The organism is Clostridioides sp. GD02404, from assembly GCF_045898275.1.
Taxonomy (GTDB): domain Bacteria; phylum Bacillota; class Clostridia; order Peptostreptococcales; family Peptostreptococcaceae; genus Clostridioides; species Clostridioides difficile_A.
Genome location: NZ_JBJOCA010000024.1, coordinates 47,378 through 64,792, shown reverse-complemented (window position 1 = coordinate 64,792; position 17,415 = coordinate 47,378). Strand labels below are relative to the sequence as shown.

The 17,415-nt window shown below is 26.6% G+C and carries 15 protein-coding genes and 1 other annotated feature; of the genes, 9 read left to right on the top strand and 6 right to left on the bottom strand.

The features are described 5' to 3' along the window. The first annotated feature begins 92 nt into the window (after nt 1-92). The 8 genes from Q3287_RS14420 to Q3287_RS14385 all read left to right on the top strand — a co-directional run bounded on the left by Q3287_RS14420 (nt 93) and on the right by Q3287_RS14385 (nt 8,418). Nucleotides 93-857 (top strand): N-acetyltransferase, encoded by a 765-nt coding sequence (locus Q3287_RS14420; RefSeq protein WP_054276850.1) that lies wholly within the window; start codon nt 93-95, stop codon nt 855-857. Nucleotides 858-1,097: 240 nt separating this feature from the next. After that, nucleotides 1,098-1,598 (top strand): GNAT family N-acetyltransferase, encoded by a 501-nt coding sequence (locus Q3287_RS14415; protein WP_054270487.1) that lies wholly within the window; start codon nt 1,098-1,100, stop codon nt 1,596-1,598. Nucleotides 1,599-1,678: 80 nt separating this feature from the next. Then, nucleotides 1,679-1,892 (top strand) — a binding site (T-box leader). A 250-nt stretch (nt 1,893-2,142) separates the two neighbouring features. Next, nucleotides 2,143-3,177: an N-acetyl-gamma-glutamyl-phosphate reductase gene (gene argC, locus Q3287_RS14410; protein ID WP_407964304.1), complete on the top strand. Its 1,035-nt coding sequence runs from the start codon at nt 2,143-2,145 to the stop codon at nt 3,175-3,177. A 40-nt stretch (nt 3,178-3,217) separates the two neighbouring features. Continuing rightward, nucleotides 3,218-4,435 carry a bifunctional glutamate N-acetyltransferase/amino-acid acetyltransferase ArgJ gene (gene argJ / locus Q3287_RS14405; protein WP_074178217.1) on the top strand — a complete coding sequence of 406 codons (1,218 nt, stop codon included), beginning with the start codon at nt 3,218-3,220 and terminating at the stop codon, nt 4,433-4,435. Nucleotides 4,436-4,449: 14 nt separating this feature from the next. Beyond that, entirely contained in the window at nt 4,450-5,310 is an 861-nt protein-coding gene (gene argB, locus Q3287_RS14400; protein WP_054270484.1) for an acetylglutamate kinase, read from the top strand. Between the two features lie 51 nt (nt 5,311-5,361). Beyond that, nucleotides 5,362-6,549, top strand: coding sequence for an aspartate aminotransferase family protein (locus tag Q3287_RS14395; RefSeq protein WP_407964303.1), 1,188 nt, complete (start codon nt 5,362-5,364; stop codon nt 6,547-6,549). 103 nt (nt 6,550-6,652) lie between these two features. Beyond that, nucleotides 6,653-7,675: an ornithine carbamoyltransferase gene (argF, locus tag Q3287_RS14390; protein ID WP_231300828.1), complete on the top strand. Its 1,023-nt coding sequence runs from the start codon at nt 6,653-6,655 to the stop codon at nt 7,673-7,675. Nucleotides 7,676-7,800: 125 nt separating this feature from the next. Further along, entirely contained in the window at nt 7,801-8,418 is a 618-nt protein-coding gene (locus Q3287_RS14385) for a DUF4878 domain-containing protein (RefSeq protein ID WP_054270481.1), read from the top strand. 191 nt (nt 8,419-8,609) lie between these two features. Here Q3287_RS14385 and Q3287_RS14380 read toward each other — a convergent pair whose 3' ends face one another. From Q3287_RS14380 to Q3287_RS14370, 3 genes are all read right to left on the bottom strand, one after another. Then, nucleotides 8,610-9,308, bottom strand: a complete 699-nt coding sequence (locus tag Q3287_RS14380) for an amino acid racemase (RefSeq protein WP_167640667.1) — start codon at nt 9,306-9,308, stop codon at nt 8,610-8,612. A gap of 166 nt (nt 9,309-9,474) precedes the next feature. Beyond that, nucleotides 9,475-9,936: a M20/M25/M40 family metallo-hydrolase gene (locus Q3287_RS14375; RefSeq protein WP_407964302.1), complete on the bottom strand. Its 462-nt coding sequence runs from the start codon at nt 9,934-9,936 to the stop codon at nt 9,475-9,477. A 33-nt stretch (nt 9,937-9,969) separates the two neighbouring features. Next, complete coding sequence (locus Q3287_RS14370) at nt 9,970-11,136, bottom strand: tyrosine-type recombinase/integrase (RefSeq protein ID WP_407964301.1); 1,167 nt, start codon at nt 11,134-11,136, stop codon at nt 9,970-9,972. A 222-nt stretch (nt 11,137-11,358) separates the two neighbouring features. Here Q3287_RS14370 and Q3287_RS14365 point away from each other — a divergent pair, with 222 nt between their 5' ends. Then, on the top strand, nt 11,359-12,732 hold the full coding sequence (locus Q3287_RS14365) for a cell wall-binding repeat-containing protein (protein WP_407964300.1): 1,374 nt from the start codon (nt 11,359-11,361) through the stop codon (nt 12,730-12,732). Between the two features lie 168 nt (nt 12,733-12,900). On the opposite strand, the gene Q3287_RS14360 is transcribed toward Q3287_RS14365, so the two are convergent. From Q3287_RS14360 to Q3287_RS14350, 3 genes are all read right to left on the bottom strand, one after another. Then, nucleotides 12,901-14,565 carry a DUF4041 domain-containing protein gene (locus Q3287_RS14360; protein WP_407964299.1) on the bottom strand — a complete coding sequence of 555 codons (1,665 nt, stop codon included), beginning with the start codon at nt 14,563-14,565 and terminating at the stop codon, nt 12,901-12,903. A 261-nt stretch (nt 14,566-14,826) separates the two neighbouring features. After that, on the bottom strand, nt 14,827-16,281 hold the full coding sequence (locus Q3287_RS14355) for an SAP domain-containing protein (protein ID WP_407964298.1): 1,455 nt from the start codon (nt 16,279-16,281) through the stop codon (nt 14,827-14,829). Nucleotides 16,282-16,566: 285 nt separating this feature from the next. Next, nucleotides 16,567-16,803: a helix-turn-helix transcriptional regulator gene (locus Q3287_RS14350; protein ID WP_332850899.1), complete on the bottom strand. Its 237-nt coding sequence runs from the start codon at nt 16,801-16,803 to the stop codon at nt 16,567-16,569. Between the last annotated feature and the right edge of the window lie 612 nt (nt 16,804-17,415).

Sequence of the window (17,415 nt, the reverse complement as noted above, 5' to 3'; positions counted from 1 at the left end):
ATATGACATAATATTGTCGTATTTAAAATGTTAAAATAAAAATATATAAATGATATTCATAAACTATTATATAATTAGAAAAGGAGAAAAGTATGAAAATTATTGATATAAATATAAATAATATTGACAATGAACATATATGCTGTTCAATTTCTGAAAAAAAAGGAGAAAATTGTGCTCTTTCTAAAAAACTTTGGATGAAAAATCATTTTGATAAAGGTCTTGTTTTTAAACGACTTGATGTAAGAGGTAAAGCTTTTATAGAATATATTCCAGCAGAAAATGCATGGTCTCCTATTATTGCAGATAATTATATGTTTATTAACTGTTTTTGGTTATCTGGAAAATTCAAAGGTCAAGGATATTCTAATTTATTGCTACAGGAATGTATTGATGATGCAAAATCAAAAGGAAAATATGGATTAGTTGTGCTTTCATCCAGTAAAAAAATGCCGTTTTTATCTGATGCTAAATATCTAAAATATAGGGGATTTTGTTTAGCAGATACATCAGAACCAAATTATGAGTTATTATATCTTCCATTTACTGATAATGCTCCTATTCCATGTTTTAAGGATTGTGTGAAGCAAAGAAAATTAAATGGAAAGAGCATCGTTTTATATTATAGTAACCAGTGTCCACACACAGAAAAATATGCTTCTATTTTGGAGAAAATTGCAGATTCTAGAAGTATAGATGTAAATCTCATAAAATTTGAAACAGCAAAAGAAGCTCAAAATGCTCCTGCACCATTTACTACATACAGTCTTTTCTTTAATGGTGAATTTATGACTAATGAGATACTTTCTGAGAAAAAGATTGAAAAATTTTTAGATAGTAAGGTTCAAAATATATAACTAAAAAATGATATAAATATTGCAATCTGAAATTGTAGTATTCTATAATTTAATATATTTTAGATGTCTCTTAAATTGATATATGATAATATAAAAGAATAGTATTAGGAGGTGATGAATATGAAAAGACTCTTTAAACAGATTAAAATATATATAAACAATAATAGAAGGATTGTTATTGTATCTGTTTAGGTGTTTTTTTGATAACAATTATAATCTTTCTCTTAAAAAGGAGAAAAAATGATATTAAAAACAAAAAGATTAACTTTAATTCCACTATCACTTCGTCAACTTGAGCTTTGGATTTTCGATAACTCAAAATTAGAAGGAGAATTAAATTGTACTTATTGTGCACAACCAGTAACTGGATTTTTCTATGATATTGTAAAAGGACAAATAAATATTGCTAATAAAGATAAAAAAAATATATTATTTTATACATTTTGGTTTATTATGTTAAATGAAAATCGTAAAGTTATAGGCCTAGTTGATTTTAAAGATGTACCAAATTTTCATGGTGAAATTGAGATTGGTTATGGTTTAGGTGATAATTACAGAAAAAAAGGATATATGACAGAAGCAGTTGAAAAAATATGTGACTGGGGATTAAATCAACCAAATGTATCTTTTGTAATAGCTGAAACTGATATTGAAAATATCGCTTCACAAAATGTTTTATTACGATGTGGATTTAAATTATATCGAAATTCTAATACAAAATGGTGGAAATTAAGCATATAGAAAAAATTTCCAAAATTTTATAAATTATATTGACAAAGTTAAAAAAATAAACTATCATATAAAACAATAAGAAAATAAATTGAAATTCTATGAAAAAGAGAGTAGCATAAAAATAATTGATAGAGAGCTGGGGATGGTGGAAGCCTAGTAATGAATTTTATTGTGAATAGAGCTTTGGAGAAGATTACCAGAATTAATAGTATGGTAATTGGTGAGTCTCGCCTTAAGAGATTAGAGTGGGTAAGATTATCTTATCAATTAGAGTGGTAACGCGGGTGTATATTCGTCTCTTGGTCTTTGACCAAGAGGCTTTTTTAATTTTAAGAATTCATTTGCAGATACTTTCTGATTTGATTTGTAGAGATTGTTATAATTTTACCAATAAGAGTGGTACCGCGGAAATTCGCCTCTTAGTATTTATAATACTAAGGGGCTTTTATTTTAGTTAGAAGGTTTTAATCTATGTATTATCAAATGATTATTATATGATAAGAAATAAAAATAGAATTCTAATATTGCTTTAATATAAAATGGAGGGAATAAAATGAGTAAAATAAAAGCTGGGATTATTGGCGCAACTGGATATGTTGGAGTAGAATTACTAAGATTATTAATAAACCATGATAAAGTTGAAGTGACAGCAATAGGTTCAAATTCGTATGTAGGAAAAGATATAGTTGAACTATACCCGAGTATAGGCTATAAAAATAGCATGATATGCATGGAAAACGAAAAAGTTATTGATATGTGTGATGTTGTGTTCACTGCTCTCCCACATGGGGTTAGTGAAAAGTTTGCAATAAAAGCAATTGAATCTAAAAAGAAAGTTATAGATTTAGGTGCTGATTTTAGAATAAAAGATGAAGAAATATATAGCAAGTGGTATGGAGTATCATTTATAGATGAGACTTTACATAAAAAAGCTATTTATGGATTAAGTGAAATATATGAGGATGATATAAAAGATGCAGATATAATTGCAAATCCAGGATGTTATCCTACTAGTATTTCTTTACCATTAATACCATTATTGAGTTCTAAGTTAATAAAATGCAATAATATAATCATTGACTCTAAATCAGGTCTTACAGGGGCTGGTAGAGAATTGTCACTTAGTAGCCACTTTACTGAGGTTAATGAAAATATAACTGCATATAAAATAGGCAAACATAGACATACTCCAGAGATAGAACAAAATTTAAGTGAAGCATATAAAGAAAAAATAAATGTAGTTTTTACACCGAATCTAATTCCAGTAAATAGAGGGATATTATCAACTATATATTGTGCAAAAGAGGATAATATCTCTATAAATCAGATATATGAAAAATTAACTGATTATTATGAATATAAAGAATTTATAGAAGTTCTTCCATTGGGAAAAGTAGCCTCTTTAAAGAATGTTAAGTTATCAAATAAATGTGCAATATCATTACATGAAAATGGAGATACATTGATAATTTGCTCAGCTATAGACAATATGATTAAGGGAGCAGCAGGGCAAGCTATACAGAATATGAATATAATGTTCGGTATTGATGAAACTACAGGTTTAAAAAATATAGCACCATCATTTTAGGAATAAAAAATACTAAACTCATATAGGTAGGAGGATAAAGATGGAAATTATAAAGGGTGGAGTTACAGTTTCAGAAGGATTCTTTGCTTCTGGAATTCACTGTGGCTTGAGAAAAAATAAAGAAAAAAGAGATTTAGCTTTGGTTTATTCAGATGTTTTATGTGATGCAGCAGCGGTAGTTACTCAAAATAAGGTAAAAGGAAATCCTGTTTATGTAACACAGGAACATATTAAAAATGGAAAAGCACAGGCTATTATAGTAAACAGTGCTAATGCTAACACATTTAATGGAAAAGAAGGACTTATAAATGCTTATAAAATGGCTAAATTCACTAGTGATAAATTAAATATTAAGGAAAATGATGTTTTAGTTGCATCTACAGGTGTTATAGGAAAGCCATTAAATATAGACTTAATAGAAGAAAATATGGATGAATTAGTGAATAATCTAAGCAAGCAAGGTCATATTGGAGCAAGAGAAGCAATTATGACGACTGACATTATAAAAAAAGAAATAGCAGTAGCAATAATGTATGGGGATAAAAAGATAACTATTGGAGGTATGGCAAAAGGTTCAGGTATGATACACCCTAATATGGCTACAACTTTAGGATTTATAACTACTGATGCAAATATTGATGGAGTTTTGTTAAAAGAAGCTTTGAAGGTGGCTGTTGATAAAAGTTTCAATAGAGTTAGTGTAGATGGAGACACAAGTACTAATGATATGGTAATGATTCTAGCGAATGGAAAAGCAAAGAATGAGAAGATGAGTAAAAAGGATGAACATTATCAAGTATTCTTGAGTGCACTTACATATGTTTGTATAGAACTTGCTAAATTGGTTGCCAAAGATGGAGAAGGATGTACAAAATTAATTGAATGTTATATAAATGGAGCATTAAGTGAAGAACATGCAGTAAAATTAGCAAAAACAGTTATATCTTCTTCACTAGTAAAGACCGCTGTATTTGGAGCTGATGCAAACTGGGGAAGAATACTGTGTGCTTTAGGATATGCAGGTGAAGATATAGATATGGAAAAAGTGGATATTATTTTTGAGAGTATGAAGGGATATATTGAAGTATGTAAAAATGGAAATGGATTAGATTTTAATGAAGAAAAAGCAAAAAAAATTCTTGAAGATGATGAAATAAGTATATTAGTAAATTTAAATATGGGAAATGCTCGAGGAAATGCATGGGGATGTGACTTAAGCTATGATTATGTAAGAATAAATGGAAGCTATAGAAATTAGGAGGAAATATTTTAATGATTAATATAGAAAAAGCAAATACACTTATAGAAGCTTTACCTTATATAGAAAAACATCAAGGTAAGACTATTGTGGTTAAGTATGGTGGAAGTGCAATGAAAAAAGATGGTCTAAAAGAATCTGTTATGGAAGACCTTGTACTAATGAGTTATGTTGGAATCAATATAGTTCTAGTACATGGTGGAGGGGCAGAAATTAATAAGATGCTCGCAAAAGTAGATATAGAAAGTAAATTTGTAAATGGACTTAGATATACAGATGAAGAGACTATGGAAATTGTAAAAATGGTGCTTGCTGGTAAAGTAAATAAAGACTTAGTGAATAAAATACATACGAAAGGTGGAAAAGCAGTGGGTCTTTGTGGAATAGATAATAATATGCTTTTATGCGACCCGTATAAAAATTATGAACTAGGATTTGTAGGTGAAATCAAAAAAGTAAATGTGGAGCTTATAGAATCTTGTTTAAAGTCAGGTTATATTTCAGTAATTGCCACTATAGGTGTTGGAGAGGATGGCGAAACGTATAATATAAATGGAGATACAGCAGCTTCTGCTATAGCCAAGGAATTAAATGCAGATAAATTGATACTTCTTACAGATGTACCTGGCTTATTAAGAGATCCAGATGAAGAAAAATCATTAATAACAGAAGTTATATTAGAGAATGTTGATAAATTATTTGCAGAAGGAATAATTACTGGAGGTATGATACCTAAAATACGTGGTTGTGTAGATGCCTTAAATAATGGAGTAAATAGAGTGCATATTTTGGATGGAAGAGTTCCTCATTCTATAATAACAGAGTTATTTACTGATAGTGGTATAGGAACATTAATAAGAAAAGAAAATGAATAGAAACGAAAATAATATATAAGAAAATTATGAATTTAAGAGGGGATGATAAGAATGAATAAGAACAGTACAATCTCAAAATGGAATGAATATTTTATAGATACATATAATCAACCTAATTTTGTTATAGATTATGGTAAAGGAAGTTGCTTTTTTGATATTGATGGTAATAAGTATATAGATTTTACAAGTGGATATGGAGTATCTTCTCTTGGATATAGTAATAACAGTCTAAAAAATGCTTTAAAAGAACAAGTGGATAAACTACTTCATACTTCAAATCTATATTTTAATGAACCAGTATTATATGCTGGAGAGAAAATAATTAATATAAGTGGAATGGATAAAGTATATTTTTGTAATTCTGGAACAGAGTCAAATGAGACAGCATTTAAAATAGCAAGAAAGTATAGTAGTGATAAATATGGTGAAGGTAGAGGAACTATTATAAGTTTAAAAGACTCTTTTCATGGTAGAACAATGATGTCTTTAATGGCAACTGGTATGGATAAATATCATAAGTACTTTTATCCACTTCCTGAAGGTTTTAAGTATATAGAAAGAAATAATATTGAAGATTTAAAAAGTAACATAGATTCAAGTGTTTGTGCAATAATACTCGAAGCAATCCAAGGTGAAGGTGGAGTTAATGTACTTGAAAAAGATTATGTTTTAGAACTATCAAAAATATGTAAAGAAAAAGATATAGTGTTGATTTTTGATGAAGTCCAATGTGGTATAGCAAGAACTGGTAAGCTTTTTGGATATGAATACTTTGATGTAAAACCAGACATAGTTACAGTAGCAAAAGGATTAGGAGCAGGCATACCAATAGGTGGAGTATTAGTAAATGAAAAGCTTTCAAAAGTACTAGGAAAAGGAGACCAAGGTACAACCTTTGGAGGTAATTTATTGGCCATGGTGGCAGCTACAGTTGTATTAGATGAGATATCTAAAGAAGGTTTTTATAATGATATAACAGAAAAAGGTGCTTATATAAGAAAATATATTGAAGATTTTAATAGTGAAGTAGTACTAAACACAAAAGGTCTTGGTTTGATGATAGGAATTGAAACTAGCGTTGAATCTAGCATTATAGAAGAGAAAGCTAGAAAAAAAGGGTTGCTTATTTTGACTGCTGGTAAAAATGTATTAAGATTTTTACCACCATTAACAGTCAGTTACAAAGAAATAGATGAGGCTCTTAAAATTTTAAAAGACATACTACTAGAAATTAACTAAATATTCAAAAACAAATAATTAAAAAAAAGAATTAAGATATATAAAATAAATAACTCGCAAATTTAACTGAATTTAAAAAGTTTACAAAAAGGGGAGAATGAATATGAATAATATAAGCTTAAAGGGAAAGAGTTTTTTAACATTAAAGGATTTTACAAAAGAGGAAATCAGATACTTATTAACTTTATCTAGTTATTTAAAAACTAAGAAAAAGGTCGGCATAAAAGGAGATTTACTACAAGGGAAAAATATAGCTTTATTATTTGAGAAAACATCAACAAGAACTAGATGTTCATTTGAAGTAGCTGCCCATGATGAAGGAGCACATGTAACTTATCTAGGCCCTAATGATTGCCATATGGGAAAAAAAGAGTCTGTATCTGATACAGCAAAAGTCTTAGGCAGATTTTATGATGGAATAGAGTTTAGAGGCTTTAAACAGGAAACAGTTGAAAGCTTGGCTAAATATTCTGGTGTACCTGTTTGGAATGGACTTACAGATGAATACCATCCAACGCAAATACTTGCAGATTTTTTAACAGTGATTGAAAATGTAGATAAGGATTTGAATAAAGTCAAATTCGTGTATGTTGGTGATGCTAGAAATAATATGGGAAATTCATTAATGATAGGATGTGCCAAAATGGGAATCCATTTTGTAGCACTTGCACCTAAAGAACTTTGGCCAAATGAAGAGTTAGTGAAGGATATGAAGGAGATAGCTAAGAAATCTAAGGGAGATATAATATTGACTGAGAATATTAATGATGTAAAAGGTGCAGATGTTATATATACAGATGTATGGGTTTCTATGGGAGAAGAAGAACAATATGAAACAAGAATAAATCAACTTAAGGATTATCAAGTAAATATGGAAATGATAAAGAAAACTGAAAATGAAAATGTTATATTTTTACACTGCCTTCCAGCATTCCATGACTTAGAAACTAAAGTTGCTCAAGAAATTTATGAAAAATTTGGATTATCAGAGCTAGAGGTTACAGATGAGGTATTTAATTCAAAATATTCAAAGGTATTTGAAGAAGCTGAAAATAGAATGCATACTATAAAAGCGGTTATGGTTTCTACTATGACTGATGTAGACATGAATAACAGTTTAGTATAGACATCCTTTATCCTAAGCCTTATTTTAAGGAAAATGCATAAATATTCTAAATATATTATTCAAAAACTCTTATTATATGTTAAAATAACTTATGTATCAACAAATTAAGAGGGAGGATTTGAGATATGAAAAAAATCATATTAGTTTTAACAACTTTTTTATTAGCAATATCTTTAACAGCATGTTCAAGTGCAAAACCAGAGGATACAATCGATAGTTTTTTTAACAGTGCAAAGAAGTTTGACTTTGAAGGCATGAATAAGGTAATGGAGAATAATGACGAAAAATATAAAGATGTATTAAAAGAACTAGATACAAAAGACCCAAATGCACAGTATGCTTTAGATTATCTAAAACAGAATGCATCTAAAATCACATATACAATAAAAGATAGTGAGATTAAAGATAATAAGGCGACAGTAAAAGTAGAGTGTAAGTTTGTAGATTCAACACCATTACTTAAAGAGATAGTAGCTGAAGCATTTACAAAGATGCTTGGTATGAGTTTTTCAGGACAAGACTTAACTGATGAAAAAACAACTGAAATGCTAGTATCAATTATGAAAGAAAAACAAAAAAGTGTTAAAGAGACTTATGTAACAAAAACTGTAGAGTTTGAGTGTTCTAAAAAAGATAACAAATGGATAATAAGTTCAGTTAATGATGCAGTAGCTGATGTATTATTATCTAATCTTGTTACAGCAGGACAAGAGTTATCTAATTCTATGGGTACTATTCAATAGTATAATCTTAAGTGTAATAAATAGAAAAATATTTAAAAAGGATACCAATCTTGGTATCCTTTTCTATTAAAATACTATAATATATAGCTAAATTTTATATCATCAAAGAACTAAAATATAAAACTATAGGTTTATATTTTTTTTACTAAACAAACAACTTGTATCTTTTCTAAAATATAGTATCTAAAAATTTATTTAGCTAGTTTTAGATATTTGTTGATAACTGCTTCAGCTAAACATTTTGATGAATCGATAATATTAATTGAAGAATGAGATTTTTCTAAAACTACATTTAAATCAGTACAAGCAATTATTATATTTTTAATAGATTCTTTTTTCACATCTTCAATAAGTTCATTCCAAATATCAATATTATATGGGTTTCCTTTATCTGTTTTTATATTTTGAATAAGAGTATTTAATTTTTTCTGCCATTCATCTTTAAATATAAACTCATGCCCATTATGTAGTATGCCCTCTTGATAAATTGTAGATTCAAATGTTGATTTAGTTGAAAAAAGGGTTACTTTTTGTGAGACAGTAGGAAGTTTCTTAATGGTTTCTTCTACAATGTTTAACAGTGGTATATTAATTGATTCTTTTAATTCTTTAAAGTATATATGTGCTGAATTACATGGCATAGCAATAAAATTTACTCCAATTGATTCAAGTTTTTGCAAACCATCAATAATAGTTTGTTTCATAAGTTCATGGTTTATTGAACGGTCAATGTAAAATGGAGTAGGTAAGGAATATATCATCATCTTTGGGAACTCATCATCATATTTTGCTCCATATTGTGATTGACATTCATCAATAACTAAATCCACAAATGGTGCAGTTGACCTTGGGCCCATTCCAGCTAAAATTCCAATTAATTTTTCATCCATAAAAATTATCTCCTTAATGTACAAATTTATCTTAGGTATAAAATATCAAAACTGATTATATAATAGTATAAAAGTCTGCTTTTATAATAGATAATATAATACAATTACATAGCATAAGGTAAGTAATGATAATATGCTTTAATTGTGTATTTTTTCTGGTATAAAATTATTTTAAATCGAGATTATCTAATATTTTTAAAAATATTTTTACAGCAATGTCTAAATCATCTACAGAAACACTTTCGTCAGGATTATGACTTATTCCTCCAGCGCATCTTATAAATACCATGCCAATATCAGTTATATTGTCCATTTCTTGAGCATCATGACCAGCTCCACTGTAAATATAAAAAGGATTAAGGTTTAAGTCTATAAAACTTTTTTCTATAGTTTTAGTTATTTTATCAGAACATGGTACAGGAACATTTTCAAAAGAAAGTTCACTTGTATAATTAAGCTTTCTATCCTCACATATATGAGATATTTCGTTGAATATCTTTTCTACTGAACTATCAAGAACTTCTTGAGAACAAGAACGTACATCAAGGGTAAATTCGATTTTTTTATATAAAATGGCTAAATAGCTGAATTTAAGTAAAAAAATAGAATTTATTATTGCTTTTGCCACCGATTTGCCACCATAATCTTTTTCGGTGGCAAATTATTTTACAAGATTCTCTAAAATATCTATTGTTTCACTTTCCATTTTATTTGTAACATGTGAATATGTATCCATGGTAGTTGATAATTGGCTATGTCCCAATCTTTGCTGGATATATTTTACATTAGCTCCATTTTCTAATAGTAGGGTAGCATGTGTATGTCTTAGACAATGAAAATTGAAGTCAAGATTTAACTTTTTGTTAATTGTTCTTACACAAGCATCAATATTGTTATGATTTATAAATGAACCATCTTTTTTTCTACAAACCCAATCATGCTCAGTTTCTATATACCATTTTCCAAGTTTAATTTTCTGCTTTTTTTGATTTAATTTTTCTTCTTTTAATATTTTAGATAAAGTATTACCTATTTTAATATCTCTTATGGATGTTTTTGTTTTAGGTGAAGTTAATTCAAATTCTGAAACTTTTCTTTTTATTAAATTTTTCCTAACTTTGATTATGTCGTTATCTAAATCAACATTGTCCCAACAAAGACCTAATATCTCTCCTTTTCTCATTCCTGTATAAAATCCTATTATCAAAGGAATATGGATGTTTGTATTTTTAGGGTATATCTCTAAAATTTTATTGAATTCATCTAATGTTATAGTTTTGTTATCTGAATCTTTTTTTGTATCCACAATATTTTTTGGTATATTAGTGTATTGAGTAGGATTCTCTTTAATAAGTTTGTAAGGATAAACAGCAGATTTTAAAGCAGAGTTTAATACACCATAGATAGCTTTCAAATTGCCTTTTGTATAGTGCATCTCTTCTCCATTTTGAGTGTATGTTTCTTTTGTTTTATTATTTAAGAATTCTTGTATAATAGCTGGATTTATAGATTTTAATTTATATTTGCCAAGTTTAGGTTCTATATGGTTTTTAATTAAGTTTCTATAATTTATTTGAGTGTTATATTTACAATTAAGAAGTACATATTCTTTATACCAAAAGTCTAAATAATTAGATAAACTCATATTAGTTTCATCAAATATTATACCAGCATTTTCATATTCATTTATTGCATCTCTTAAAGCTTTTTCAGCTTCTTTTTTAGTTTCTCCACCAACTTTTTCTACTTTTTTTCTCTTACCATCTACTATACCTGCATCAAAATAGTAATACCACTTCTTACCTCTTTTTCTTACTCCGCCCTTCATGAAAATTTCCCCTCTCAAGATTAAATAATGTGTTTAAAGTAAAATGCTTCAATTATATTATAACAATTATATATATTATAAAGAATAAAATTATAAGAAAATAATTTATTCTAATGTTATTTAATGTCGTTAATTGAGTGGAAATAGTTTGTGCTTTCGACAACATATAATATATTTTTGTTATACAATTTAATTGAGTGATATGAAAAAGGGGGAGATATTGTGAAATCAAAGAAATTATTATCACTAGGATTAGCTATGTCAATGTTTATTGTTGCTTGTCCTGTATCTGCAAATGCACTTGATAAAATTGATAAAATTCAAGGAGCAGATAAATATGAAACTGCTGGGATTATTGCAGATAAACAAAGTTATACCACTGCAATACTTGTAAATGCAGATAGTACTATGGCTGATGGGCTAAGTGCGAGTGGACTTGCAGGAGCTACAAATGCTCCAATTCTTTTGACTAAGAAGAATAACATACCAAATGAAACTATTAAAAGAGTAGAGAAAGCTAATAAAGTGTACATAATTGGTGGAGAAAGTTCTATTGATAAAGCAACAGAAACTTTTCTAAAAGATAAAGGAATAGAAACTAAAAGGCTTCAAGGCAGTGATAGAATTAAGACAAGTTACAATGTAGCAAAAGAGATAAATTCTATTGATAAAGTAAACAAAGTTATATTAACTAATGGTTTTAAAGGTGAACCAGATGCTATGAGTGTTGCCTCTGTGGCTGTTAGAGACAAAGCACCTATAGTATTGACTGATGGAAAAAGTGTACCATTTAATACTACTGGAATAGAAAGTTATGCAATAGGTGGAACTTCATCAATGAGTGATAACTTAGTAAATGATACTAATTCAACTAGATTGGGTGGAGTAGATAGATATGATACTAATAAGAAGATAGTAAATAAATTCTATAATGGAGCAAAAGAATTTTACATAGCAAGTGGAACAGATTTAGTATATGCACTTGTTGGTTCTACTATTGCTAAAAATACTCCAATTGCGCTAGTTGATGCTGGAAGTAATAAAGATATGCTTAAAAATGCTACAAAAGTAACAAGGATAGGAAATCTTAGTGATAAAGTTATATTAGAGTGTGAAAATACAATTAATAACATTAGTCTTCCAGCTTCAAATAAGAATATAATATGTGGATTAAAGATTGATTTTGATTCGAATCACATAATTTGGAAAGATAAAGGAAGCTACCTTGAATGTTACGATGAGAACCTTGAATATTATACTGAAGAATATAAAGACCCAACTGTTCCTGTAAATATAGAAAATACAAGTACACAAAATTTAGATATAACAAAATTAAAAGTTTATGGAGAAGCTAATTCAACATTGTATATGGGACAATATGCTAAAATAAAGATGGATTTTAATAGTTTTAGTGTATTAAAACCAGGAGAAAAATGTACTATTTATTTAGATATAATTTCATTAGACCCATCAAGAAGTATGTCGCTGACATTTTCTTATTCAGGTGATAAAGAAAACTATAAATATGAACAAGGATTGGCAAGTAGAATATTATTTTATAGCCCAGATGGAGAAAATTATTTTGAATATAAATAACTAAGTGGTATGCTAATTGATAGGCATTGAGGATTTTAGTATTATTTGTTCCATCATAGAAGAGGTTTTTTGATAATGGCATAGATGAAACAAATTAACTTGTGACAATTTAATTTAAAAATTCAAACAAAAAGAATTTGTGCAAACACTCTTTTTGTTTGAATATATTTAAGCTAATTTATTATTTAATTCTTGTATTTTCAACGTTTGTCTATATTCTTGTGCTTCTGCTAATTTTGTATATTCTACTGTCTTATCGAAATTTTTCTCGACTTCTGACCTTATTTCATCAAGAGTAACTTCGAAGAATTCTTTTCTATTATTTACCTTATTAACTCTTTTATTATCAAATGCTTTATGTAAAGCTGACTCTAATTTGGGTGCATCTTCACTAAATATAGTCGCATGTATATCATATTTAAAAGGCACTGATGCACTACTTAATTCGTTTATTCTCTCAGTTGGGTCTAATCTTCTAGTTACACCTATTTTATATATATTTTCTCCAAAACTACCGATATTGGAGATTATGTATACATGTCCAGCTCTTGTATTTTGTTCTCTATTTAATACATCATCTAAATCTTTTGATAGTAAGGCTAGTTTTTCTTCTATAGAATTGATTTTTTGTTCCCATTCTAATTTGTCGTTTTCATCTTCTGGTATAGTTGATTTTAGTCTAAGCAATTCATTTTTGAATTGTAATTCTTCCTTTTTCAGTTTTCTTTTTTGATTCTCTATTTCTTTTTGAACAAGAGCTTCTTCTTTCATTTGTTCTCTCAAAGCTCTTTGTTCTTCTTTTTCTTCTTCTTTCATTTGAAGATATTCATAATATAAATAAAGCTCATCTATTTTCAAATTAAGATAGTTTTCTTTTATAGAAACTTTATTTGAGGTATTTAATTTATTTGTATCAGTAAATGCTTTTCGTATTCTTTTTTCTATAGAATCAATATTTTTAAAACTAACTTTTGACATAGCGATGTCACACTCACTATTGAAGAGCTTAAGAGCTGTTTTAATATTTTGATTAGTCATAGTTCTACCTTTTTGAATACTTCCATCAACAGTCCAAGAATCGGAATATTTTACACCTGTTTTATTTCTTATTAATAGTTTTTGCATTTCTCTTATTTCTTTTAATTTTTCCATATACTCGTCAGAATTCTCAAAATCATATTTTGGATTATATAATCCGAATGATTGAAGTAGAACTTCATCTTCAGTCTGTATTAATTCCTCTGATAGCCTTTTTAACTCTTCTTTTTTATTTTTTAAAGTTTCATTTATATCTCTAAGCTCTTCCCTCTCATCTTTTAATTCTTCCAAATGAGAGTTTAAAGTATTAATATTACCCTTAAGTATATTTTTATCGTTTATAAGATTATCAAGTCTTTGTTTTTCTATTTTTAATTCTTCAATAAGTTTAAATTTATCTTGGTTTTCTGAATCAAATTTATCAATTTCAGTTTTCTTTTTATCTAATAGATTGGATAATTCCTTTAAAGTTTTTTCATTTGATTCACATAAATCTTTAAAGTGTTTTTCTTTCATTTTAATTTCATCATTTAATGAAATATATTTATTATTGATTTTTTCGATATCAGATAATAACATACTAATACTATTTTTATGTTTTTTCATTATCTTATTTCTTTTGAATAAAAATATTATTGCAACTATAAATGATATAGAGTATGTTGAAAATGTAGAAAGAATTAGTATGGATATAGTCCATAAAGAGTAGTACCAAGGTATCCTGAAATTAAGATTTTTGATTTTTTCATCGTTGATGAGCAAATCACTTTTTAATTGTTCATTTTCATTGTTCATATTAAAACTCCTTTTTTATTTTTTGTTCTACTTTATGATAATAACAATTTAAGTATATAAAATTTTATGCATAATTTCCATATATTTGAAGAAAAACGTAAAAATAAAACAAAATGGTAATTATTTAAAAGAATTTAATTAGATTATAAAGATAACAGAAATTAGAAAAATAATAGAATATTTTTATAATTATGTACCAGTATTTTGAGTATAAAGAAAAGCCACTTAAAATTATTAAAACTCATTTTAAGTGGCTCTTTATTATTTTAGATATTCTTTTGAATATTTAATCCAAGCATCAATACCATCAATTAAGTGAATTAATTCTCCATAAATATGTTCTGAACCAAATTCATTTTTCATGTACATTATCCATTTTTTTCTACCTTGTAATTTAACTTTACCAATGAAGTTACCTGAAGCATCAAATATGTTGAAAGCTCCATCTGACATTCTATCAAACACAAAATTATTTTTTAATTCATTTTCATACATTTTAATTTTAAGTATATTAAAGAAGTAGATTTCATTTTCATTAATTTTGAAGTTGTAATTTTTATCATTAACTTCGAATGGTATTGATTTGTTATTTTTAACAATATCTATATAATGTAGATTTTTACTATTACTACTATCAGTCTCGTTATATATTATGGTAGAGTGATTGTATATTACATCATTTATACTATTTATAGCATTATTAATTTCTATATTATCAATTTTTTCTCCTACCAAACGCTTTACTAATATAGAAGTTTTGGTATTATTTCCTAACATATCACAAAGTATATAGGATGATTTAATTATGTTATCTAAGAGTATGTCTTTTAAGTTTATATCTAATTCCTTTATGGTTTCATAAGATTTAATTTGTGTAGGTGTAATTTTATGATTTTCCCAGTTTATATTAATTCCTCTTTGGATATTTTTAGATGATTCATATTTGCAAATTAAGTCATATGCTTCCTCATATTTATTAGTATAAATTAATTCTAAACATTGGTTTTCTAGGTCAATATTTTTAGTAGCAGATTTATGTACATCTTTCAACATTTCTTTTCCTTTTTTTGTTAAAGCATAATATTTGTTTGAGCTATTAAAAAAATTAGATAAATCCTCTTGTGAGATTTCTTTTTCTATTCTTTCTATTAAATCAGCCTTTTTACCAGTTGATTTAATATTATTAGATTTTAATATTTCTTTCAATTCAGAAACTGTTAATTTAGTAAGGTCTTCAATGTAATTTGAAATCTTAAGATAATCCATATTGAAAAACTTAGAAATTAAATATGAATAGTTAATATTATATTCATATGTCCAATAGGCTGCTATATAAGGTTCACATATATTTTCTCCAATTATGTATTTTAAGAAAGATTTTTCTATTGATGTAAGTGGTTTAGTATCTGTTTTTAATATATTGTTTTGTGGATTAAACTCATTAACACTATTAGTATGTATATCATATAAAGCATCGGATTTTTCTCTTGCTTGTTTTTCTAATTCATATAAACTTGTTGTATCATTATAACTTGCATTCAATACTTTATTAATTTCATTTTTTACTTCTATATTATGGGGTGAAGTAGAATCGCATTCTAGTGAAAGTGTAGTGCCATCATTATAGGTTTGTTTTGATTTGTTAGATTTTTCATTGCAATCAATATTGTTTTTATTTTTATTTTTATTTTTTCTGAATAGATTAAAAATACTCATAAAAGATTCCTCCTCTTGGATTTAATTAATTTCTAATGTATTCTACTTGATAATAATAATTTAAGTATATAAAACTTTCTTTACAAATGCTATGTATATAGGAAAAATATGTAATTAAGTATTTAAAAAAGAACGATTTAATTAGTCTACATACAGAAGATAATAGTATTGATTTTATTTACCTTGTAAATAAAGCTAATTTCTAGACTTGTATTTTGAATGTACATGGTCAAATAGTAAAATTACAAAATTACAGTAATAATTTTTAAATAATATAGAGCTAGACTAGTATTTAACTAGTCTATTTTTTTCTTTTCTTCTTTTCAATTCTTCTAGTATAAATATTGCTGCTACTATTAAATAGTTAACTTCTAACCCGATTGCTAAATCAACTATTGTAGTAATGGTCACATTTTTATAATTACCTTTTTCTAATTTGGAAATATAGCTTTTGTTATAATTAATTTTCTCTGCTAGCTCTAATTGTGTTAAATGTCTCATTTTTCTCAGTTGTCTTAACATAAATTTAAATCACCTTTTAATATATTTTTTAGTAAATTCAGATAATTATATTATGTGCATTTTTGTGGGGAAAAGTTTCCTATTAGTCGATTTTTTTGTTGGAAATTTGTGCTAAAATATAAGTAAGAAATAACTCTATCCAGCTAGAGAAAATTAAAGAATAAAAGAATTTATTTTACAAATTTTTAGGGAGTTATGAAAAATATAATAAATTTTAATAAAAAATCAAAAATAAAATTAGTAACAATACAGACAATATAAAACACTGGATAATATATGAAATAAAAAAGAGAAAAATATATTTTTAAATTAAAATTTTTATATTAAGTAAGTTGCAAGAAAATATTAAACTGTATAATATATTTACAAGGGAATTTTTAGAAGGTTGCAAAAAATATATGAGTAAAAACAATGAAAAAAAAATAACAAATTTTCTTAAAAAACTTTTAATATTAATTTTATATACTAGAAAAGTATATATAAATCAAAAGATAATATATATTTTTTATTTATTTAAATTTTAATGTAAAATTTTTGAATAAAAATATAACATATATTTGGAAAATATAATTTTAATCATTAAAATGCAAAAAAAAATTGACTTTTTTTGAA

Excerpts from the sequence above, each read along its gene's own strand:
- Q3287_RS14420 (WP_054276850.1), top strand. The coding sequence starts at position 93 with ATGAAAATTATTGATATAAATATAAATAATATTGACAATGAACATATA.
- Q3287_RS14415 (WP_054270487.1), top strand. The coding sequence starts at position 1,098 with ATGATATTAAAAACAAAAAGATTAACTTTAATTCCACTATCACTTCGT.
- argC (WP_407964304.1), top strand. The coding sequence starts at position 2,143 with ATGAGTAAAATAAAAGCTGGGATTATTGGCGCAACTGGATATGTTGGA.
- argJ (WP_074178217.1), top strand. The coding sequence starts at position 3,218 with ATGGAAATTATAAAGGGTGGAGTTACAGTTTCAGAAGGATTCTTTGCT.
- argB (WP_054270484.1), top strand. The coding sequence starts at position 4,450 with ATGATTAATATAGAAAAAGCAAATACACTTATAGAAGCTTTACCTTAT.
- Q3287_RS14395 (WP_407964303.1), top strand. The coding sequence starts at position 5,362 with ATGAATAAGAACAGTACAATCTCAAAATGGAATGAATATTTTATAGAT.
- argF (WP_231300828.1), top strand. The coding sequence starts at position 6,653 with ATGAATAATATAAGCTTAAAGGGAAAGAGTTTTTTAACATTAAAGGAT.
- Q3287_RS14385 (WP_054270481.1), top strand. The coding sequence starts at position 7,801 with ATGAAAAAAATCATATTAGTTTTAACAACTTTTTTATTAGCAATATCT.
- Q3287_RS14380 (WP_167640667.1), bottom strand. The coding sequence starts at position 9,308 with ATGGATGAAAAATTAATTGGAATTTTAGCTGGAATGGGCCCAAGGTCA.
- Q3287_RS14370 (WP_407964301.1), bottom strand. The coding sequence starts at position 11,136 with ATGAAGGGCGGAGTAAGAAAAAGAGGTAAGAAGTGGTATTACTATTTT.
- Q3287_RS14360 (WP_407964299.1), bottom strand. The coding sequence starts at position 14,565 with ATGAACAATGAAAATGAACAATTAAAAAGTGATTTGCTCATCAACGAT.
- Q3287_RS14355 (WP_407964298.1), bottom strand. The coding sequence starts at position 16,281 with ATGAGTATTTTTAATCTATTCAGAAAAAATAAAAATAAAAATAAAAAC.
- Q3287_RS14350 (WP_332850899.1), bottom strand. The coding sequence starts at position 16,803 with ATGTTAAGACAACTGAGAAAAATGAGACATTTAACACAATTAGAGCTA.